At 38.1% G+C, this 16043-nt stretch carries 15 protein-coding genes; 11 read left to right on the top strand and 4 right to left on the bottom strand.

All coding sequences use genetic code 11. The features are described 5' to 3' along the window. Positions 1-100 precede the first annotated feature (100 nt). The 5 genes from typA to ccsB all read left to right on the top strand — a co-directional run bounded on the left by typA (position 101) and on the right by ccsB (position 5406). On the top strand, positions 101-1903 hold the full coding sequence (gene typA / locus AC6EJA_RS00940) for a translational GTPase TypA (RefSeq protein WP_498502660.1): 1803 nt from the start codon (positions 101-103) through the stop codon (positions 1901-1903). Beyond that, positions 1900-2286, top strand: a complete 387-nt coding sequence (locus tag AC6EJA_RS00945) for a DUF309 domain-containing protein (protein WP_498502661.1) — start codon at positions 1900-1902, stop codon at positions 2284-2286. Before typA ends, AC6EJA_RS00945 begins: the two co-directional genes overlap by 4 nt. A 226-nt stretch (positions 2287-2512) precedes the next feature. Next, positions 2513-3241 carry an LPS export ABC transporter ATP-binding protein gene (gene lptB / locus AC6EJA_RS00950; RefSeq protein WP_498502662.1) on the top strand — a complete coding sequence of 243 codons (729 nt, stop codon included), beginning with the start codon at positions 2513-2515 and terminating at the stop codon, positions 3239-3241. A 50-nt stretch (positions 3242-3291) separates the two neighbouring features. Further along, complete coding sequence (locus AC6EJA_RS00955) at positions 3292-4449, top strand: LptF/LptG family permease (protein WP_498503516.1); 1158 nt, start codon at positions 3292-3294, stop codon at positions 4447-4449. Between the two features lie 12 nt (positions 4450-4461). Then, positions 4462-5406, top strand: a complete 945-nt coding sequence (ccsB, locus tag AC6EJA_RS00960) for a c-type cytochrome biogenesis protein CcsB (RefSeq protein ID WP_498502663.1) — start codon at positions 4462-4464, stop codon at positions 5404-5406. A gap of 16 nt (positions 5407-5422) precedes the next feature. Here ccsB and rpe read toward each other — a convergent pair whose 3' ends face one another. After that, entirely contained in the window at positions 5423-6178 is a 756-nt protein-coding gene (rpe, locus tag AC6EJA_RS00965) for a ribulose-phosphate 3-epimerase (protein WP_498502664.1), read from the bottom strand. Between the two features lie 164 nt (positions 6179-6342). Between rpe and glpX the strand changes: the two genes are divergently transcribed. The 6 genes from glpX to AC6EJA_RS00995 all read left to right on the top strand — a co-directional run bounded on the left by glpX (position 6343) and on the right by AC6EJA_RS00995 (position 13387). Continuing rightward, entirely contained in the window at positions 6343-7347 is a 1005-nt protein-coding gene (gene glpX / locus AC6EJA_RS00970) for a class II fructose-bisphosphatase (RefSeq protein WP_498502665.1), read from the top strand. A 30-nt stretch (positions 7348-7377) separates the two neighbouring features. Further along, a complete protein-coding gene (locus AC6EJA_RS00975) occupies positions 7378-8667 on the top strand; it encodes a glutamyl-tRNA reductase (protein ID WP_498502666.1) in 1290 nt (429 codons plus the stop codon). 142 nt (positions 8668-8809) lie between these two features. Then, a complete protein-coding gene (locus AC6EJA_RS00980; RefSeq protein WP_498502667.1) occupies positions 8810-10105 on the top strand; it encodes a glucose-1-phosphate adenylyltransferase in 1296 nt (431 codons plus the stop codon). Positions 10106-10262: 157 nt separating this feature from the next. Continuing rightward, positions 10263-11681, top strand: a complete 1419-nt coding sequence (gene gnd, locus AC6EJA_RS00985; RefSeq protein ID WP_498502668.1) for an NADP-dependent phosphogluconate dehydrogenase — start codon at positions 10263-10265, stop codon at positions 11679-11681. Between the two features lie 12 nt (positions 11682-11693). Continuing rightward, positions 11694-12398 (top strand): 6-phosphogluconolactonase, encoded by a 705-nt coding sequence (gene pgl, locus AC6EJA_RS00990; protein ID WP_498502669.1) that lies wholly within the window; start codon positions 11694-11696, stop codon positions 12396-12398. A gap of 581 nt (positions 12399-12979) precedes the next feature. After that, positions 12980-13387, top strand: a complete 408-nt coding sequence (locus AC6EJA_RS00995; RefSeq protein WP_498502670.1) for a DUF8659 family protein — start codon at positions 12980-12982, stop codon at positions 13385-13387. Here the strand turns inward: AC6EJA_RS00995 and ilvD are convergent. From ilvD to AC6EJA_RS01010, 3 genes are read right to left on the bottom strand one after another with little or no spacing between them, the layout of a single operon-like run. Further along, a complete protein-coding gene (gene ilvD, locus AC6EJA_RS01000) occupies positions 13384-15060 on the bottom strand; it encodes a dihydroxy-acid dehydratase (protein WP_498502671.1) in 1677 nt (558 codons plus the stop codon). The two genes, AC6EJA_RS00995 and ilvD, sit on opposite strands and share 4 nt — an antisense overlap. A gap of 34 nt (positions 15061-15094) precedes the next feature. Next, the gene (locus AC6EJA_RS01005) at positions 15095-15394 is read right to left on the bottom strand and encodes a hypothetical protein (protein ID WP_498502672.1); all 300 of its coding nucleotides are present in this window, start codon (positions 15392-15394) and stop codon (positions 15095-15097) included. Between the two features lie 25 nt (positions 15395-15419). Then, a complete protein-coding gene (locus AC6EJA_RS01010) occupies positions 15420-16040 on the bottom strand; it encodes a uracil phosphoribosyltransferase (protein ID WP_498502673.1) in 621 nt (206 codons plus the stop codon). Between the last annotated feature and the right edge of the window lie 3 nt (positions 16041-16043).

The following is a 16043-nucleotide window of genomic DNA, read 5'->3' on the forward strand; positions in this document are numbered from 1 at the left end:
AGCACTGAATTCTAAAGGTCAACATTATCTAAAAGTGCACTCGCTGAGATAGCCTTTAAAACCTTGTCTCGTAACTTTTTTCTTTAAGTCATCCATAAAAATGAGTTTACAAACTCAATCAATCAGAAATATCGCAATTGTTGCTCATGTAGATCATGGCAAAACAACCCTTGTGGACGCACTACTTTCTCAGTCTGGGATATTTCGTGAAAATGAATCTGTCCCAACCTGTGTAATGGATTCAAATGATCTAGAGAGAGAGAGAGGTATTACTATACTTTCCAAAAATACTGCTGTTAATTACAAAGATACCCGAGTCAATATAGTCGACACCCCTGGTCATGCTGACTTTGGTGGTGAGGTTGAACGTGTTTTGGGGATGGTTGATGGATGTTTACTTATTGTTGATGCAAATGAGGGGCCAATGCCTCAAACAAGGTTTGTGCTCAAGAAAGCCCTTGAACAAGGGTTGAGGCCAATTGTTTTTGTAAATAAAATAGATAGAGCAAGGGTCTCACCTGAGACAGCCTTAGACAAGGTCCTTGATCTTTTCCTTGAGCTTGGTGCAGATGATGATCAATGTGATTTTCCTTATTTGTTTGGAAGTGGTTTAGGAGGTTTTGCAAAAAATGAAATGGTTGAGGAAAGTCAAAATATGAAACCTCTCTTTGAGGCTATTCTCAGACATGTCCCCCCCCCTGTTGGCGATCAAAATAAACCTCTTCAACTTCAAGTTACCACCCTTGATTACTCTGATTTTCTGGGAAGAATAGTCATAGGTAGAGTTCATAATGGAATTATTAAAAATGGCCAAAATGCCTGCCTAATTAAAGAAGATGGAGTTGTAAAAAAGGGAAGAATTAGTAAATTATTAGGATTTCAAGGACTTCAAAGAATTGAGATAAGTCAGGCAGTTGCAGGGGATCTGGTTGCGGTAGCTGGTTTTAATGAAATCAATATAGGTGAGACAATTGCGTGTCCTGATGAACCAAAGGCTTTGCCTCTGATCAAAGTTGACGAGCCAACTTTGCAAATGACATTCGTAGTGAATGATTCCCCATTTGCTGGGCAAGAGGGAAAGTTCGTAACTAGCAGACAATTGAGAGATCGATTATTCAAAGAGCTTCTTACAAATGTCGCCCTCAGAGTTGAGGAAACTGACTCTCCTGATCGGTTCTCTGTTAGCGGAAGAGGTGAACTTCATTTAGGTATTTTGATTGAAACAATGAGAAGAGAAGGTTATGAATTTCAAGTAACTCAACCACAGGTAATTTTTAGAACAATTGATGAGATACTTTGTGAACCTGTAGAGACACTTGTAATTGATGCTCCGGCTGAATCCATTGGAGCATGTATTGAAAAACTTGGTTCTAGAAGAGGCGAAATGCAAAATATGGAGACTGGTGCAGATGGGCGGACTCAATTAGAATTTATTATTCCATCAAGAGGACTAATAGGTTTTCGGGGTGAGTTTGTTAGAGCAACAAGAGGTGAGGGCATAATGAGTCATTCATTTTTCGAATATCGAAAGATGATGGGTGATTTTGATTCTCGAAGAAATGGAGTTTTGATTGCATTTGAGGAGGGTGTTTCTACTTTTTACTCTTTGAAAAATGCTGAAGATCGTGGACAATTTTTCATAAAACCTGGAGTAAGAGTTTATCGAGGCATGATTATTGGTGAAAATAATCGACCTCAAGATCTAGAGATAAATATTTGCAAGACAAAACAATTGACCAATATGAGGTCAGCAGGCGCTGAAGAACTTGATACTCTTCAATCCCCAATTGAGATGACATTGGAGAGGGCTTTGGAATACATTGGATCTGATGAGATGCTTGAAGTCACTCCAGAATCAATAAGACTCAGAAAACTTAAAAATCGCAAATCTTCCAAGAAATGAGTGAATTTTCAATTTCAGATACTAACTTAATTACTCAAGACAAAAGATTTATTGAGGCTGTTGATCTGTTTAATTCTAATAAATGGTATCCAGCTCATGATTTATTCGAAGAATTATGGCACGAAACTATCGGACCTGAGAGAAAAACTCTTCAAGGTATTTTGCAAATAGCTGTTGCTCAACTTCATCTTGAAAATGGAAATTTTAAAGGTGCAACAATACTTTATGGAGAAGGACTTGGACGATTAAGTGATTTTTCCTCTCCGCATTTGGGATATGACATAACTAACCTTTGCTTAATAGTAAAACAAAGATTATCACTTCTTCAAAAAAATGAAGATCCAAATCTATGTAATCAACCCGTTTTGAATAAAAAGCACTGAATCTATCTTTATTCTTAATGAAGATTTCTATTACTGAATAGAATCATTAAGAATTCATAAAAGCTTTATGAGAGATTGTAGTTAATAAGTTTTATTATTTGCCTCATAGTTTCGGATTTTTTATTACAATCCAAATGTTATTGTTCAAGGAAAATTAATCTTTGTTTTTCGCTTTCAAAGATCAATTATTTGGATTAATTTCTGATCATCAGGTCCTCCTTTTACCATGAGGCTAAGTCTTAATAACGTCTCTCTTAAATTAGGTGGGATTTCAATAATTGATGGCATTTCCTTATCTGTTGGTCCTGGCGAGGTGGTTGGTTTACTTGGTCCTAATGGGGCAGGAAAAACATCGACTTTTAATTTATTGATTGGATTATTAAAGCCTGATCTGGGAAACGTTCTTTTAAATTCACAAAAAATTAGTAATTTTTCAATGCCTCATAGAGCTCGTTTAGGCATTGGCTATTTGCCACAAGAGCCAAGTGTTTTCAGGAGATTAACAGTAAGGGAAAATCTTGAGATAGCCTTATCCCAAAGTTTTATGTCCCGCCCTCTTTCTAGAGTAAGAATGGAGGAATTAATTGATGAATTCCATTTGAATAAATTTATTGATCGACCTGGCTATCAATTGTCTGGTGGAGAACGTAGAAGATGCGAAATCGCAAGAGCCTTAGCAGTGGGCCCTATTGGTCCCAAGTATTTACTTCTTGATGAACCTTTTGCTGGGGTAGATCCAATGGCCGTATCAGATATTCAAGATTTGATATATAAGTTGCGAGAGAAAAGTATGGGAATATTGATAACAGATCACAATGTTAGAGAAACTCTTGCCATCACTGATTACTCGTACATTCTTAGTGAAGGGAGTATTCTCTCTTCAGGCTTATCAAGTCAGGTTGCTAATGACCCGCTTGTAAGAAAAAATTATCTTGGCGAGGGTTTTAAGCTTTGAATAAAAATTACCCTAAAAAAAATTTCTCTGAAATCCTTAGTTCAAATAAAATAATATATAGTTTAATTTCTTTATTTAACAATATTCCTCTTTTAGATAAATGGCTACTTTCTGAACTTATTCCACCATTACTTTTTGCAGTTGCTGCTTTATCAACAGTTTCTCTTTCTCTAGGTGTAATGTTTGATTTAGTCAGAAAGATAGTTGAATCAGGATTGCCTTTTCAGATGGCTATAAAAGTTTTAATCCTTAAATTGCCCAGTTTTTTGGTTATCTCTTTCCCAATGGCAATGCTTATGTCTTCGCTACTTGCTTACAGCAGATTATCTTCAAATAGCGAAATTAAAGCACTAAGAAGTATTGGTATTTCATCAAAAAGGATGGTTGTCTCTGCATTGATTCTGGGATTATTTATGACAATATTAACTTTCATTTTTAATGATGTAGTTGTACCTAAATCCAATAGAGCGGCAGAAGCAACATTAAGAAAAGGACTTCAGGTTGCGATGCATTCCGATTATGGTACCGACATAATGTATTCGAGATTTGGAAAGATAGTTAATCCTAAAAATAATTCTTCAAGGGATGGATTGACGCATTTGTTTTATGCGAAAGAATTTCAGAATAGTCAAATGAGAGAAGTTACTCTTTTAGATTTTTCAAAAGTTGGATATACTCAAATGCTTGTAGCTAAAAAGGCATTTTGGAGAGAAAAAGAAGCAAAATGGGAGTTTGAGAAAGGGAAAATACTCACTCTTGCTCCTAATAACAGTTCTACTTCTGTAGGTTTTGATAGTTATATATATCCTCTTGATTCGGGTCCCAAAGATATAGCAGAGCTACCTCAAGATGCAAATAATATGACTATTAGCCAGGCTAGAAAAGCACAATCTTTATACAAACAAACTGGTAATATTAAAGAGGAAAGAAGAATGAAAGTAAGAATTCAAGAAAAATATACATTGCCCATAGCTTGCATAGTTTTTGGTTTAATTGGAAGTAGTTTAGGGTCAAAACCAAACTCAAGATCATCTCAAGGTCAGGGTTTTGGTTTGAGTATTCTTTTGATTCTTTTTTATTATATTCTCAGTTTTAGTTTTAGTTCTTTGGGGGTTACTGGTTCTTTAAACCCATTTATTGCAGCCTGGTCTCCTGTTTTTATTTCTCTTTTTGGTGGTGGTTTGCTACTCAAAAAAGCTGATAAGTAATGTATTAATTTTATGGAATTAGTTACACAAATAAAACTTTTAGAACAACCCGAACTCTTTTTTGGACTTTTGTCTTTCCTTTCCCTTGTTTTTGCTTTACCTTTTTCATTTTGGTCATTAATAGTTAAAGATAAGTCAAGTCTAGTTACAACACTTGTTGCTATTTCTAATCTTTTTCTGGCAACATTATTGACATTAAGATGGTGGAATTCTGGTCATTTTCCAATAAGTAATTTATATGAATCTCTTTGTTTTCTGGCATGGGCTTGTTTGTTAATCCAGCTTTTAATGGAAAGATCTTGGCCCACGCCTTACCCTTCAGCACTTTCAGTTCCGCTTTCTCTCCTTTTGATTGGGTTCGCAAACTTTGTTTTACCAGATCAATTGAAGGTTGCTTCCCCTTTAGTTCCTGCACTGAGGTCAAGTTGGTTAGTCATGCATGTGAGTGTAATTATGTGTAGTTATGCTGCTTTAATTATTGGTTCTTTACTTTCCCTTGCTGTTTTGCTTACTAATACTGGTGAAGATTTACAAATAAGAAGCAATTCTATGGGTGTTGGCACTTTGAAATCTTCAATACCTTTAGTTAATAAACAAAACTCAACTTCACTACTTTTTGAAAAGCCTCAAGTATTAACTACAGCTGAAGAGCTTGATTCATTGAGTTATAGAACAATTTCCTTAGGGTTTTTACTTCTTACAGTTGGTTTAATCAGTGGAGCTGTCTGGGCAAATGAAGCATGGGGGAGTTGGTGGAGTTGGGATCCAAAGGAAACATGGGCTTTAATCTGTTGGCTGGTCTATGCCTCATATCTTCATGTCCGACTTATTAGAGGTTGGCAAGGTAAAAAACCAGCTGTCTTTGCTGTTTCTGGTCTTTTTGTAATTGTTATTTGCTACATAGGCGTCAATCTTCTTGGTGTTGGGCTACACAGTTATGGGTGGTTTTTGAGCTAAATCTCAATAAATTTTTCTAACTTCTCTTTAAAATATTTCCTGCTTGAGCTTCTTGAGCAACTTTTCTTAATGCGTCACAACCCTCTTTTAGTGATGGATATGCAAACATTCCACTGCCAGCAATAAAGCAATTTGCACCAGCAGCACAACATTCAGAGATTGTCCAGTCAGCCTTAATACCACCATCAACCTCAATGTCTACGTCGTAGTTATTTTTGATGATCTCTGCTCTAATCTCTTTTATTTTATTGATCATCGTTGGTATGTAAGCCTGCCCCCCAAACCCCGGATTGACCGTCATTACAAGAACATGATCAACCATATCAAGAATATTTTTTACTAATTCTGTTGGAGTGTGTGGATTGAGAGCAACTGATGGAGATCCTCCAAGCTGTCTGATTCGTCCCAAAATCCTGTGCAAGTGAACATTTGCTTCAACATGCGCAATTACAACACCAGGTTCTCCATTAGGGCCCTTACTCGCCTTTACGTAGTCCTCAAGCATTGTTTCACAGTTGTATTGACTAACCATAAGTTGAGTCTCAAAAGGAACTTTGCAGTAATTTCTGCAAGCTGAGATCATTTCAGGACCAAAGGTGAGGTTAGGGACAAAATTTCCGTCCATCACATCAAATTGAATCCTGTCAACGCCAGCATCTTCAAGATCTTTTACACATTTACCCATATTTGCCCAGTCTGCTGGCAAGACTGATGGAATTATTTGTATTGGTCGGTGATTTGTGGAATTTGAAGGTTGATTTGACGTGCTCATCGAAAATAAAAATCTTGTATACAGATTCTATAAATCTGAAGGACCTTCGTATTATGTGAGGCTGCACTGATAAAGTTGTCCCCGCCTCGACTGATTTAAATTTTACGGTTTTTCGTATTTTTAAATCTTATTGAGGTTGTAATTTTCTTAAACCCCCTTTTTCAGTGGATCGCACACTCATTCAAGAAATCCTCGAAGTCGTAGAACAAGCTGCAATAGCTTCGGCTCAATTAACTGGTCTTGGCAAAAAAGATGAGGCAGATGCTGCCGCCGTTGAAGCAATGCGTAAACGAATGGGGCAGATAGAGATGAAAGGCAGAATTGTCATTGGTGAAGGAGAGAGAGATGAGGCTCCAATGCTTTTCATTGGAGAAGAGGTTGGCTCAGGTAATGGCCCAGGAGTTGATTTTGCTGTTGATCCCTGTGAGGGAACAAACCTATGTGCAAATAACCAGCGCGGGTCTATGGCCGTTTTAGCTGCTTCAGATAGAGGAGGCTTATTCAATGCCCCAGATTTTTACATGAAAAAATTAGCGGCCCCCCCAGCTGCTAAAGGTAAGGTTGACATTAGAAAGTCTGCAACGGAAAACATAAATATCCTCAGCGATTGTCTGGGTTTATCAATTGATGAATTGACCATTGTTGTAATGGACAGAGCAAGACACAAAGAACTAATCAGTGAGATTCGTTCAACTGGTGCAAGGGTTCAGCCTATATCTGATGGCGATGTTCAAGCAGCCATAGCTTGTGGATTTGCAGGCACTGGAACTCATTGCCTTATGGGCATTGGAGCAGCTCCCGAGGGAGTGATTTCAGCAGCTGCTATGAGAGCCCTTGGAGGACATTTTCAAGGACAATTGGTTTACGATCCTGCTATTGCTCAGACCACAGAGTGGGCAGATTACACAAAAGAAGGTAATATCTCGCGTCTGAACGAAATGGGAATAACTGACGTGGACAAGATTTATGAATCAAATGAACTTGCATCCGGAGATAATGTGGTTTTTGCTGGTAGTGGAATAACAGATGGACTTTTGTTTAACGGAGTTAAGTTCGAACCTGATTGCACGAGAACAAGTAGCCTAATTATTAGTACACTTGACAATTCTGCCCGTTTTACAAACACAGTTCATATTAAAGAAGGTGCTCAAAGCATCGGCTTAAATTGAACTTGATGTAAAAAAATTCAAGAGAGATTTATGCACATTGCTGTCGTCGGTCTAAGTCATCGAACGGCACCAGTTGAGGTCCGAGAAAAACTTAGTATTTCCGAGCAAAAAATTGAAGAATCCTTCAACTCTCTTAAAGAAAGAGAGCAGGTAATTGAAGTGTCAATTTTAAGTACCTGCAATAGGTTAGAAATATATACTTTGGTTAAAAAGCAGGATAAAGGCGTTTTAGCTATCAAGGAATTTCTTAGAGATTATTCTGGTTTGGATGAAGATGTTCTTTTTCCTCATTTATTTAATTTCAATCAAGAAGAGGCAGTTGCACATTTGATGAGAGTATCGTCTGGGCTGGATAGTTTGGTGCTAGGTGAAGGACAAATTTTGTCTCAAGTAAAAAAAATGATGAGATTGGGTCAAGAAAACAAATCCATGGGTCCAATCTTAAATAGGCTACTAACTCAAGCTGTGAGCACTGGAAAACGCGTAAGAAGCGAAACGAATTTAGGAACCGGAGCGGTATCTATCAGTTCAGCCGCTGTAGAACTTGCTCAACTTAAATTAGGTCAATCTCAAGGAAGAGATCACTTGGCCAATCTTGAAAGTGAGAAGGTTTCAATAGTTGGAGCAGGTAGAATGAGTAGATTATTGATTCAGCATTTACAGTCAAAAGGTTGTTCGAAGTTAACTTTAGTCAATAGATCAAAAGATAGAGCCTTAAAACTTGCTGCTGATTTTTCAGCATTAGACATTGAATGCCGTTTGATGGATGATCTAGATCGTTGTTTGTCAGAATCTTCTTTGGTTTTTACAAGCACCGCATCAGACAAACCCATTATTGACGCTTCGAGGTTGAAGACAATCTCCTTAGGTGGAAATCTTCGCTTGATTGATATTGGAGTACCTAGAAATATCTCCTCTGACGTCAAAAGTATTTCTGGTATTGAATCTCATGATGTTGATGATCTTCAAGAAGTTGTAGCTCGTAATCAAGAAGCGAGGCAGAAAGTTGCACTCCAAGCTGAGGGTTTGATTAAAGAGGAAGGAAGACTTTTTCTTGAATGGTGGGAAAGCTTAGAGGCTGTTCCGATAATTAATTCCCTCAGATCGTCGCTTGAATCTATTCGTAAGGAGGAATTACAAAAAGCTCTAAGCAGAATGGGACCTGATTTCTCAGCCAGAGAACGTAAAGTTGTTGAGGCTCTTAGTAAAGGTATTATCAATAAAATATTGCATGAGCCTGTAACTAAATTAAGGGCTCCGCAATCTAGGTCGGATCGTTTGGAGTCGTTAAAAATAGTCGAAAACCTCTTTGATCTTTAGCGTTGTGGTGTTTTTTTTTGAGCTAAAAAATATTCTGTCTTATTTCAAAACTCACGAGTCTTATAAAGTATCTCTATTTTTCTCGCCTTTGTGGCACGTAGTCCAGTAAGTTTGCACGGAAACGCTGATTAAAAAGGAAGGAATGAAGCGAGTATTAGCAATCATTCTCGGAGGTGGAAAGGGTTCAAGGTTATATCCTCTCACTAAAATGAGGGCAAAGCCTGCTGTTCCTCTTGCAGGAAAATATCGCTTAATTGATATTCCAATTAGCAATTGCATTAATTCAGACATCACAAAGATGTATGTCTTAACGCAATTCAACAGTGCCTCTTTGAATAGGCATATTAGTCAAACTTATAATCTGAGCGCTCCTTTTGGACAAGGGTTTGTAGAGGTCTTAGCGGCTCAACAAACACCTGAGAGCCCTACATGGTTCGAGGGAACTGCTGACGCTGTTAGAAAATATCAATGGCTTTTTCAAGAGTGGGATGTTGATGAATATTTGATTCTTTCGGGAGACCAACTCTACAGAATGGATTACAGCCTTTTTGTTGAGCATCACAGAGCTAGTGGCGCGGATTTAACAGTCGCAGCTTTGCCAGTTGATGCTCAGCAAGCTGAAGGCTTTGGTCTTATGAGGACAGATGAAGACGGGAACATAAAAGAATTTAAAGAGAAGCCCTCAGGAGACCTGCTTAAAGCAATGGCAGTAGATACATCTAGATTTGGTTTAGAGCCAGAGTCAGCAATAGAGAGACCATATTTAGCCTCTATGGGGATATATGTTTTTAGTAGATCAACTCTTTTTGATTTATTAAATAAAAATCCTACATATACCGACTTTGGGAAAGAAGTTATACCAGAGGCTTTGAAAAGGGGCGACAAATTAAAAAGCTATGTTTTTGATGATTATTGGGAGGATATTGGAACTATTGGAGCTTTCTTTGAATCTAATTTAGCCCTAACTCAACAACCAACACCTCCATTTAGTTTCTATGACGAAAAATTTCCGATTTACACCCGTCAGAGATATTTACCACCATCGAAATTAGTTGATGCTCAAATTACAAATTCAATTGTTTGTGAGGGGTCAATTCTCAAATCATGCAGTATTCATCATTGCGTACTTGGCGTCCGTAGCAGGGTTGAGAGTGATGTTGTCCTAGAGGATTGCTTAGTTATGGGATCAGATTTTTTTGAGTCTTCAGAAGAAAGAATTGCTCTTAGAAGTGGAGGTGGTATTCCCTTGGGTGTTGGAACTGGTACAACTGTCAAAAGAGCGATTCTTGATAAAAACACAAGAATTGGTAACAACGTCAATATCGTCAACAAAGATCACATTGAAGAGGCAGATAGAGCAGAAAAGGGCTTTTACATTAGGAACGGAATCGTTGTGATAGTAAAAAATGCGAGCATTCCCGACGGAACTGTGATTTAAGTCTTTTTTAACTTTTAGCAGTGGAGTCAAGGTTTTTGAGCGGTTAGAAAAATCTTATTTTTTTTTATTAATTTTTCATTCCTGACATTGAGCCATTAAATTAAGCGCATCGTTTCATCAATCGGCACAATTACTCAAGTAAAAGATTTATGAAACGATGTCCAAGGCACACTTTGGTTTGATAGGTCTTGGAGTGATGGGAGAGAATTTAGTACTCAATGCTGAAAGGAATGGTTTCTCAAGTGTTGTTTACAATCGTACTTACTCAAAAACACAAGATTTTTTGTCTAGCAGAGGTTATGGAAAGTCAATTGAGGGTGCAAGAGATCTTCAGGAGTTTGTAGACAAGCTTGAGCGTCCCAGACGAATATTAATGATGGTCAAAGCTGGTAGTGCTACTGATGCAGTCATCAAGAGTATTTCTCCTTACCTTCAAGAGGGAGACTTACTCATAGATGGAGGTAATTCTCTGTTTTCTGACACTGAGAGAAGAGTTTCTGAACTAGAGAGTAAAAGTTTTGGATATATAGGTATGGGCGTCTCTGGCGGAGCAAAGGGAGCTCTTGAAGGACCAAGTATGATGCCAGGCGGTACAAAGGCCTCCTATGACGCCATAGAAAGTCTCCTTAACAAAATGGCTGCAAAAGTAGAAGATGGTCCTTGCGTTTCATATGTGGGACCGGGAGGGTCGGGACATTTTGTAAAGACGGTCCATAACGGAATCGAATATGGGATAGAGCAAATACTCGCAGAGGCTTATGACTTGATGAAAAGAGTTTCGAGGATGAATGGCGATCAGATGGCTGATGTATTTAATTTTTGGAATAAGACTGAAGAGCTTAATTCTTACTTAGTTGAAATTACTGAAGCATGTCTAAGAACAAAGGACCCAACAGATGGAAAAGATCTAGTCGAAAAAATTATGGATAAAGCAGGCCAAAAAGGAACTGGCTTATGGACGGTTATCAGTGCACTTGAACTGGGAGCATCTGTTCCAACCATATATGCCTCCTTGAATGGGCGTGTGATGAGTTCGATGAAAAATCAAAGACAAAAAGCTGCCCTAATAATCAAATCAGAGCAATCAATAAGTTTCGATATGGGTATTCCAGAGAATGGTATGCCACTTTTGATGGATGCCGTAGTTTTAGCAACTATTGCCTCTTACGCTCAAGGAATGGATATTCTAAATCTTGCTTCAAAAGAGTATGACTATAAATTGGATATGAAATCCATTGCTCAGCTTTGGAAGGGAGGTTGCATAATACGGTCTCGATTACTAAAGCATATTCAAAATGCTTACAGTATCGATCCAGAATTATCAAATTTAGTAGTTGACCCTTGGTTTGCCAAACAAGTAAATGATCGATTGCCTGGATTGACCGCTGTTGTCTCTGGTGCAGTCAATGCAGGAATACCTGTCCCCTGTCTAAGTAGCACACTTGATTATCTAAATAGCTATCGAACCTCGAGGTTGCCCCAAAACTTAGTCCAAGCAATGAGAGATTGCTTTGGCTCACATACCTATGAAAGAGTAGATATGGAAGGCTCTTTTCATACTGAATGGATTGATTGAAATTTTATTTTTATGACAAATTACAAGTTGAAAACTCTTAAAGATAAAAGTGAATTGTCTTTTTTTGCAGCAACATTAATTACTGATTATTTAAAAAATATTTTAAATACAAAAGAGAGGGTTCAGATTTCTTTGTCAGGAGGAAGGACTCCTTCAACAATCTATTCGCTTCTTTCAGAAAGCTGCATTGATTGGTCAAGAGTAGATGTTTTTCTAGGAGACGAAAGATGGGTTCCTCATGACAGTGATATGAGTAATACAAAAATGATCAGAAACACACTTCTGGCAAAATCTCCTGGTTCACAAGCAATTTTTAATACTGTTCCAACTACTGATTTGGCAAATCCAGAGGAAAGTGCCAATTTCTTTGAAGAACTCCTACTCAAGAAATGTTCTGGATCTCCACCTTCACTGGATTTATTGGTTCTTGGACTTGGCGATGATGGTCATACTGCTTCCCTGTTTCCTGGAAGTGAAGCAATAAAAATTAAAAACAAATGGACAGCTGTTGGCGTTGGAAATAACCAAGAACGAATAACAATGACTCACCCGGTACTAAGTGCCTCAAAGAAAGTTATTTTTGTAGTAAGTGGTAAATCAAAAAAAATTGCCCTTAAAAGACTTTTAGATCCATCCGAGTCTGATGCTAGAACACCTGCGAAATTAGTTAGGCCAAAAGATGAAATTTTGATATTGACCGATTTAGATGCTGTTTAACTACCTTATTAAAATTTTTTTTATCTGTCAGTGAGGCTTTTAGATGGGTTTAAAAAAATCTGTCATAAAGATTTTTTTGATTGGAAAACCCCAATGACAACAAAATTGGAGGATCCAGTAATGCAGGATGTGAAGTTATATCTGCTGGGTTGGTTCTTAATGGTGAAATTTGTGAGGTGAGGGTGGATTTGTAAGTTGTCTTTCGCCAATATTCTGTCCCCCTTTAAATTTAAAAAAACTTTTAGGGATTCAAGTTTTTTATTGATTGGTATGGACTGACATTAAAGCGCCGGTTACTTGTTGGAATAGATCGCAATCTTTTGAACATGTTCCTCATGGTCTTAAATGGGTCGCTTGCTTTCCCACAAAGAAAAAAAGGGGCAACAACTGTAAAAAATCCTTTCAAGGCTCTATTAGTATCTTGTAGGGCTATGGGGCAAAAAAGGTTTTATTCTGTATTTTTTTGTCTGAGTCCATAACTCGCTTTCAAATTTTTCATTCTAAATTTGCTCTACCAGGAGAACTTAATTATGGATTTAAGCCTGGATCAATAACTATTCTTCTGCGGTATGTTGATGTTTATGGATAATATTTTCGATGAAATAACCTCTGAGGTCGCAAAATCTGCAGACTTATGCTTAAAACCTTGGAGACATTCTGTTTTGTTGTCTAGCGATGCTTTCCCAGAAATTGATGGCCTTGATATTTTTTCTGACTTAACACTTCGAATTGAATGTAGAGATGCTAATGGAGAACGTTTTTTTGAGAATGATTTGGAATTAGAGATGTATCGGAGCGGCGATGAATTAAATATCACAATTGGTTGGTATTCCAGCCACTCTATGCCAATCCTTTGGCAGGGGAAACACTCTGTTTGGATGGAACCAAATTCAGGTAAGCGATGTAATACTGCTCCAGAGAGAGCACCTCAGATTGAGGCATTTGCTAGAAGATTGAGATCAAGATTTTCCTGGATACTTAATGATTAATCGTTTATTTGATCTGTGACAGCACCCTTACTTGAGCTACTTACTAAGCGTGCATATTTTCCAAGGATTCCAGTTTTATATCTAGGAGTGGGTTTTTTCCACTCAAGTCTTCTTTTCTCAAGAATAGATTCTTCTACATTTAATTGAATAAGTTTTTGATGAGCATCTACCGTTATGCTGTCGCCCTCTTTTACAAGACCAATTGTTCCACCGACAGCCGCTTCTGGAGCTACATGTCCTACAACAAGTCCATAGGAACCTCCACTAAATCTTCCATCAGTTATCAAAGCAACTTTTTCTCCTAGGCCTTGTCCAACGATAGCGGACGTAGGAGAAAGCATCTCTCTCATTCCAGGACCACCCACGGGACCTTCATATCTAACTACGACTACATCTCCCGCATTAACTTTATTATTTAAAATTGCAGACAAGCATTCTTCCTCACTTTCAAAAACTCTTGCAGGACCTGTAAGTACAGGAGTTTTGACACCACTTATTTTTGCGACGCTTCCTTCAGAGGCGAGATTACCCTTTAAAATTGCGAGATGACCTTTTTTATAAATAGGGTCATTCACAGGTCTAATAACTTTCTGATTATCCATTGGAGCTGAAGGAATATTTCTTAAATTTTCTTCAATGGTTTTTCCTTCAATAGTTAAGCAATCTCCATGTATGAGACCTGCATCCAATAAAAGCTTCATTACTTGGGGTATTCCGCCAGCTTTATGCAGGTCAACTGTTACGTAATTACCGCTTGGTTTTAAGTCACAAATTACAGGTACTTTTTGTCGTATCCTCTCGAAATCATCAATACAAAGATCTATCCCTGCCGTCCTGGCAATTGCCAAAAGATGTAGAACTGAGTTGGTAGATCCACCAACGGCCATAATTACACTGATGGCGTTTTCAAAAGCTTTTTTGGTCAGTATATCCAGAGGTCTGATGTTATTTTTGACAGCGTCAACTAAAACCTCCGCACTTTTTGCTGCACTTGTGGCTTTTTCTTCGTCCTCAGCGGCCATTGTTGAGCTGTAAGGGAGGCTTAGTCCCATAGTTTCAATTGCTGCTGACATAGTATTGGCCGTAAACATTCCCCCACAGCTACCAGCACCAGGGATCGCATTTTTTTCAACTGCAAGCAGCCTTTCTTCATCAATTTTTCCACTAGTGAGTTGACCAACTGCCTCAAAAGCACTGACAACAGTTAAATCAGCTCCATCGAGTTTGCCTGGCTTTATTGTTCCTCCATAAACGAAAATTGATGGAATGTTCATTCTTGCTATTGAGAGCATTGCACCAGGCATATTTTTATCGCATCCACCAATAGCAAGTACCCCATCCATACTTTGAGCATTGCAAGCGGTTTCTATGGAATCTGCGATAACTTCGCGTGAGACAAGAGAATATTTCATGCCTTCAGTTCCCATAGATATTCCATCACTTACCGTTATGGTTCCAAAAAGTTGTGGCATTGCACCTGCGTTACGCAATGCCTCTTCTGATTTGCGAGCTAACCCCATGAGTCCCATATTGCAGGGCGTGATTGTGCTGTATCCATTGGCTATTCCAATAATTGGCTTGCTAAAATCGTTATCACCAAAGCCAACTGCTCGAAGCATTGCCCTGTTTGGTGATCGTTGAATTCCTTTTGTTATTGCGCTTGATCTCAGCATGTTTTCTCAAAGTTATTTGTAAAAAAAAATAAGTTCATGTTTTTTCTCCAAGTTCTTCAAGTTGCCTTCTTACATCCGCAATAGCGGAATTTAATTGCTCAACTCTTTGTTCAAGATTCTCGTTGTTTTTATCATTAATTGTTGATTGAATTGTCTCTAGGGCCTCTGATCCATCCTGAATCCTAGGTGCATAAAGCATTGCTTTTTGTTTCCTATTCTCCTGTCTTCGCTCTGCCTCAGACAGTAGCCACCAAGCTAGGCCTGCAGCACCAAGAATAGCTCCACTTATCAGAGAGCCGAAACTATTTGGAGCAGATTCTTTGTACGGACTCATAATTTTAAATATCTATATTCAAATCCTAGTTCGGTGGAGTAATTCTGGTGTTAATTCGTTTAACAGGATCTCCAATTCCTGGAATAATATTTCCCTCTTTGTCCAATTCAGGATCAATACACCCAGCGTAAATAGTTATCTCCTTAAATAATTCTCCTATTTTTTTCAATCCTAGACTGCAGGCCAGACAAGTTATGATTCTTACTCTTTTTGGGTGAATGTTCTGTTTTTGGAGAATATTTAGTTGTTTAATGAGCACCTCGCCTGTTGTTATTTGATCAAAGTAAATAATTATTCCCGCATTTTCTTCAATTGCTATGGGGACTCCTTCTCCAATAGATAGAGTTGCATTAGGGAGGAGTTCTTTTGCACCCTGCCATAATTGAACACCTGCTGGAATATTGGCGATTGCTAGCAAAGGAACACGCGTTTCAATTACCTTCCCCTCGGTTAGTCCATGCGCACATTCAATTTTTTCATTTCTTAGTGGTAACCAATCTCTTATGGCCTCATAGGTCAACCATTTGCCTAGTTGGACTAGACCTGTTTCGTAAATAGGAGAAGGCGTTGATGCAGATCGTAAAATTGTTAACCAGTGACCAACCAGCGGATGAGGTGGGACAATTATTTTTAATGTCATAGTCATTTA

This window comes from Prochlorococcus sp. MIT2309, assembly GCF_059772305.1.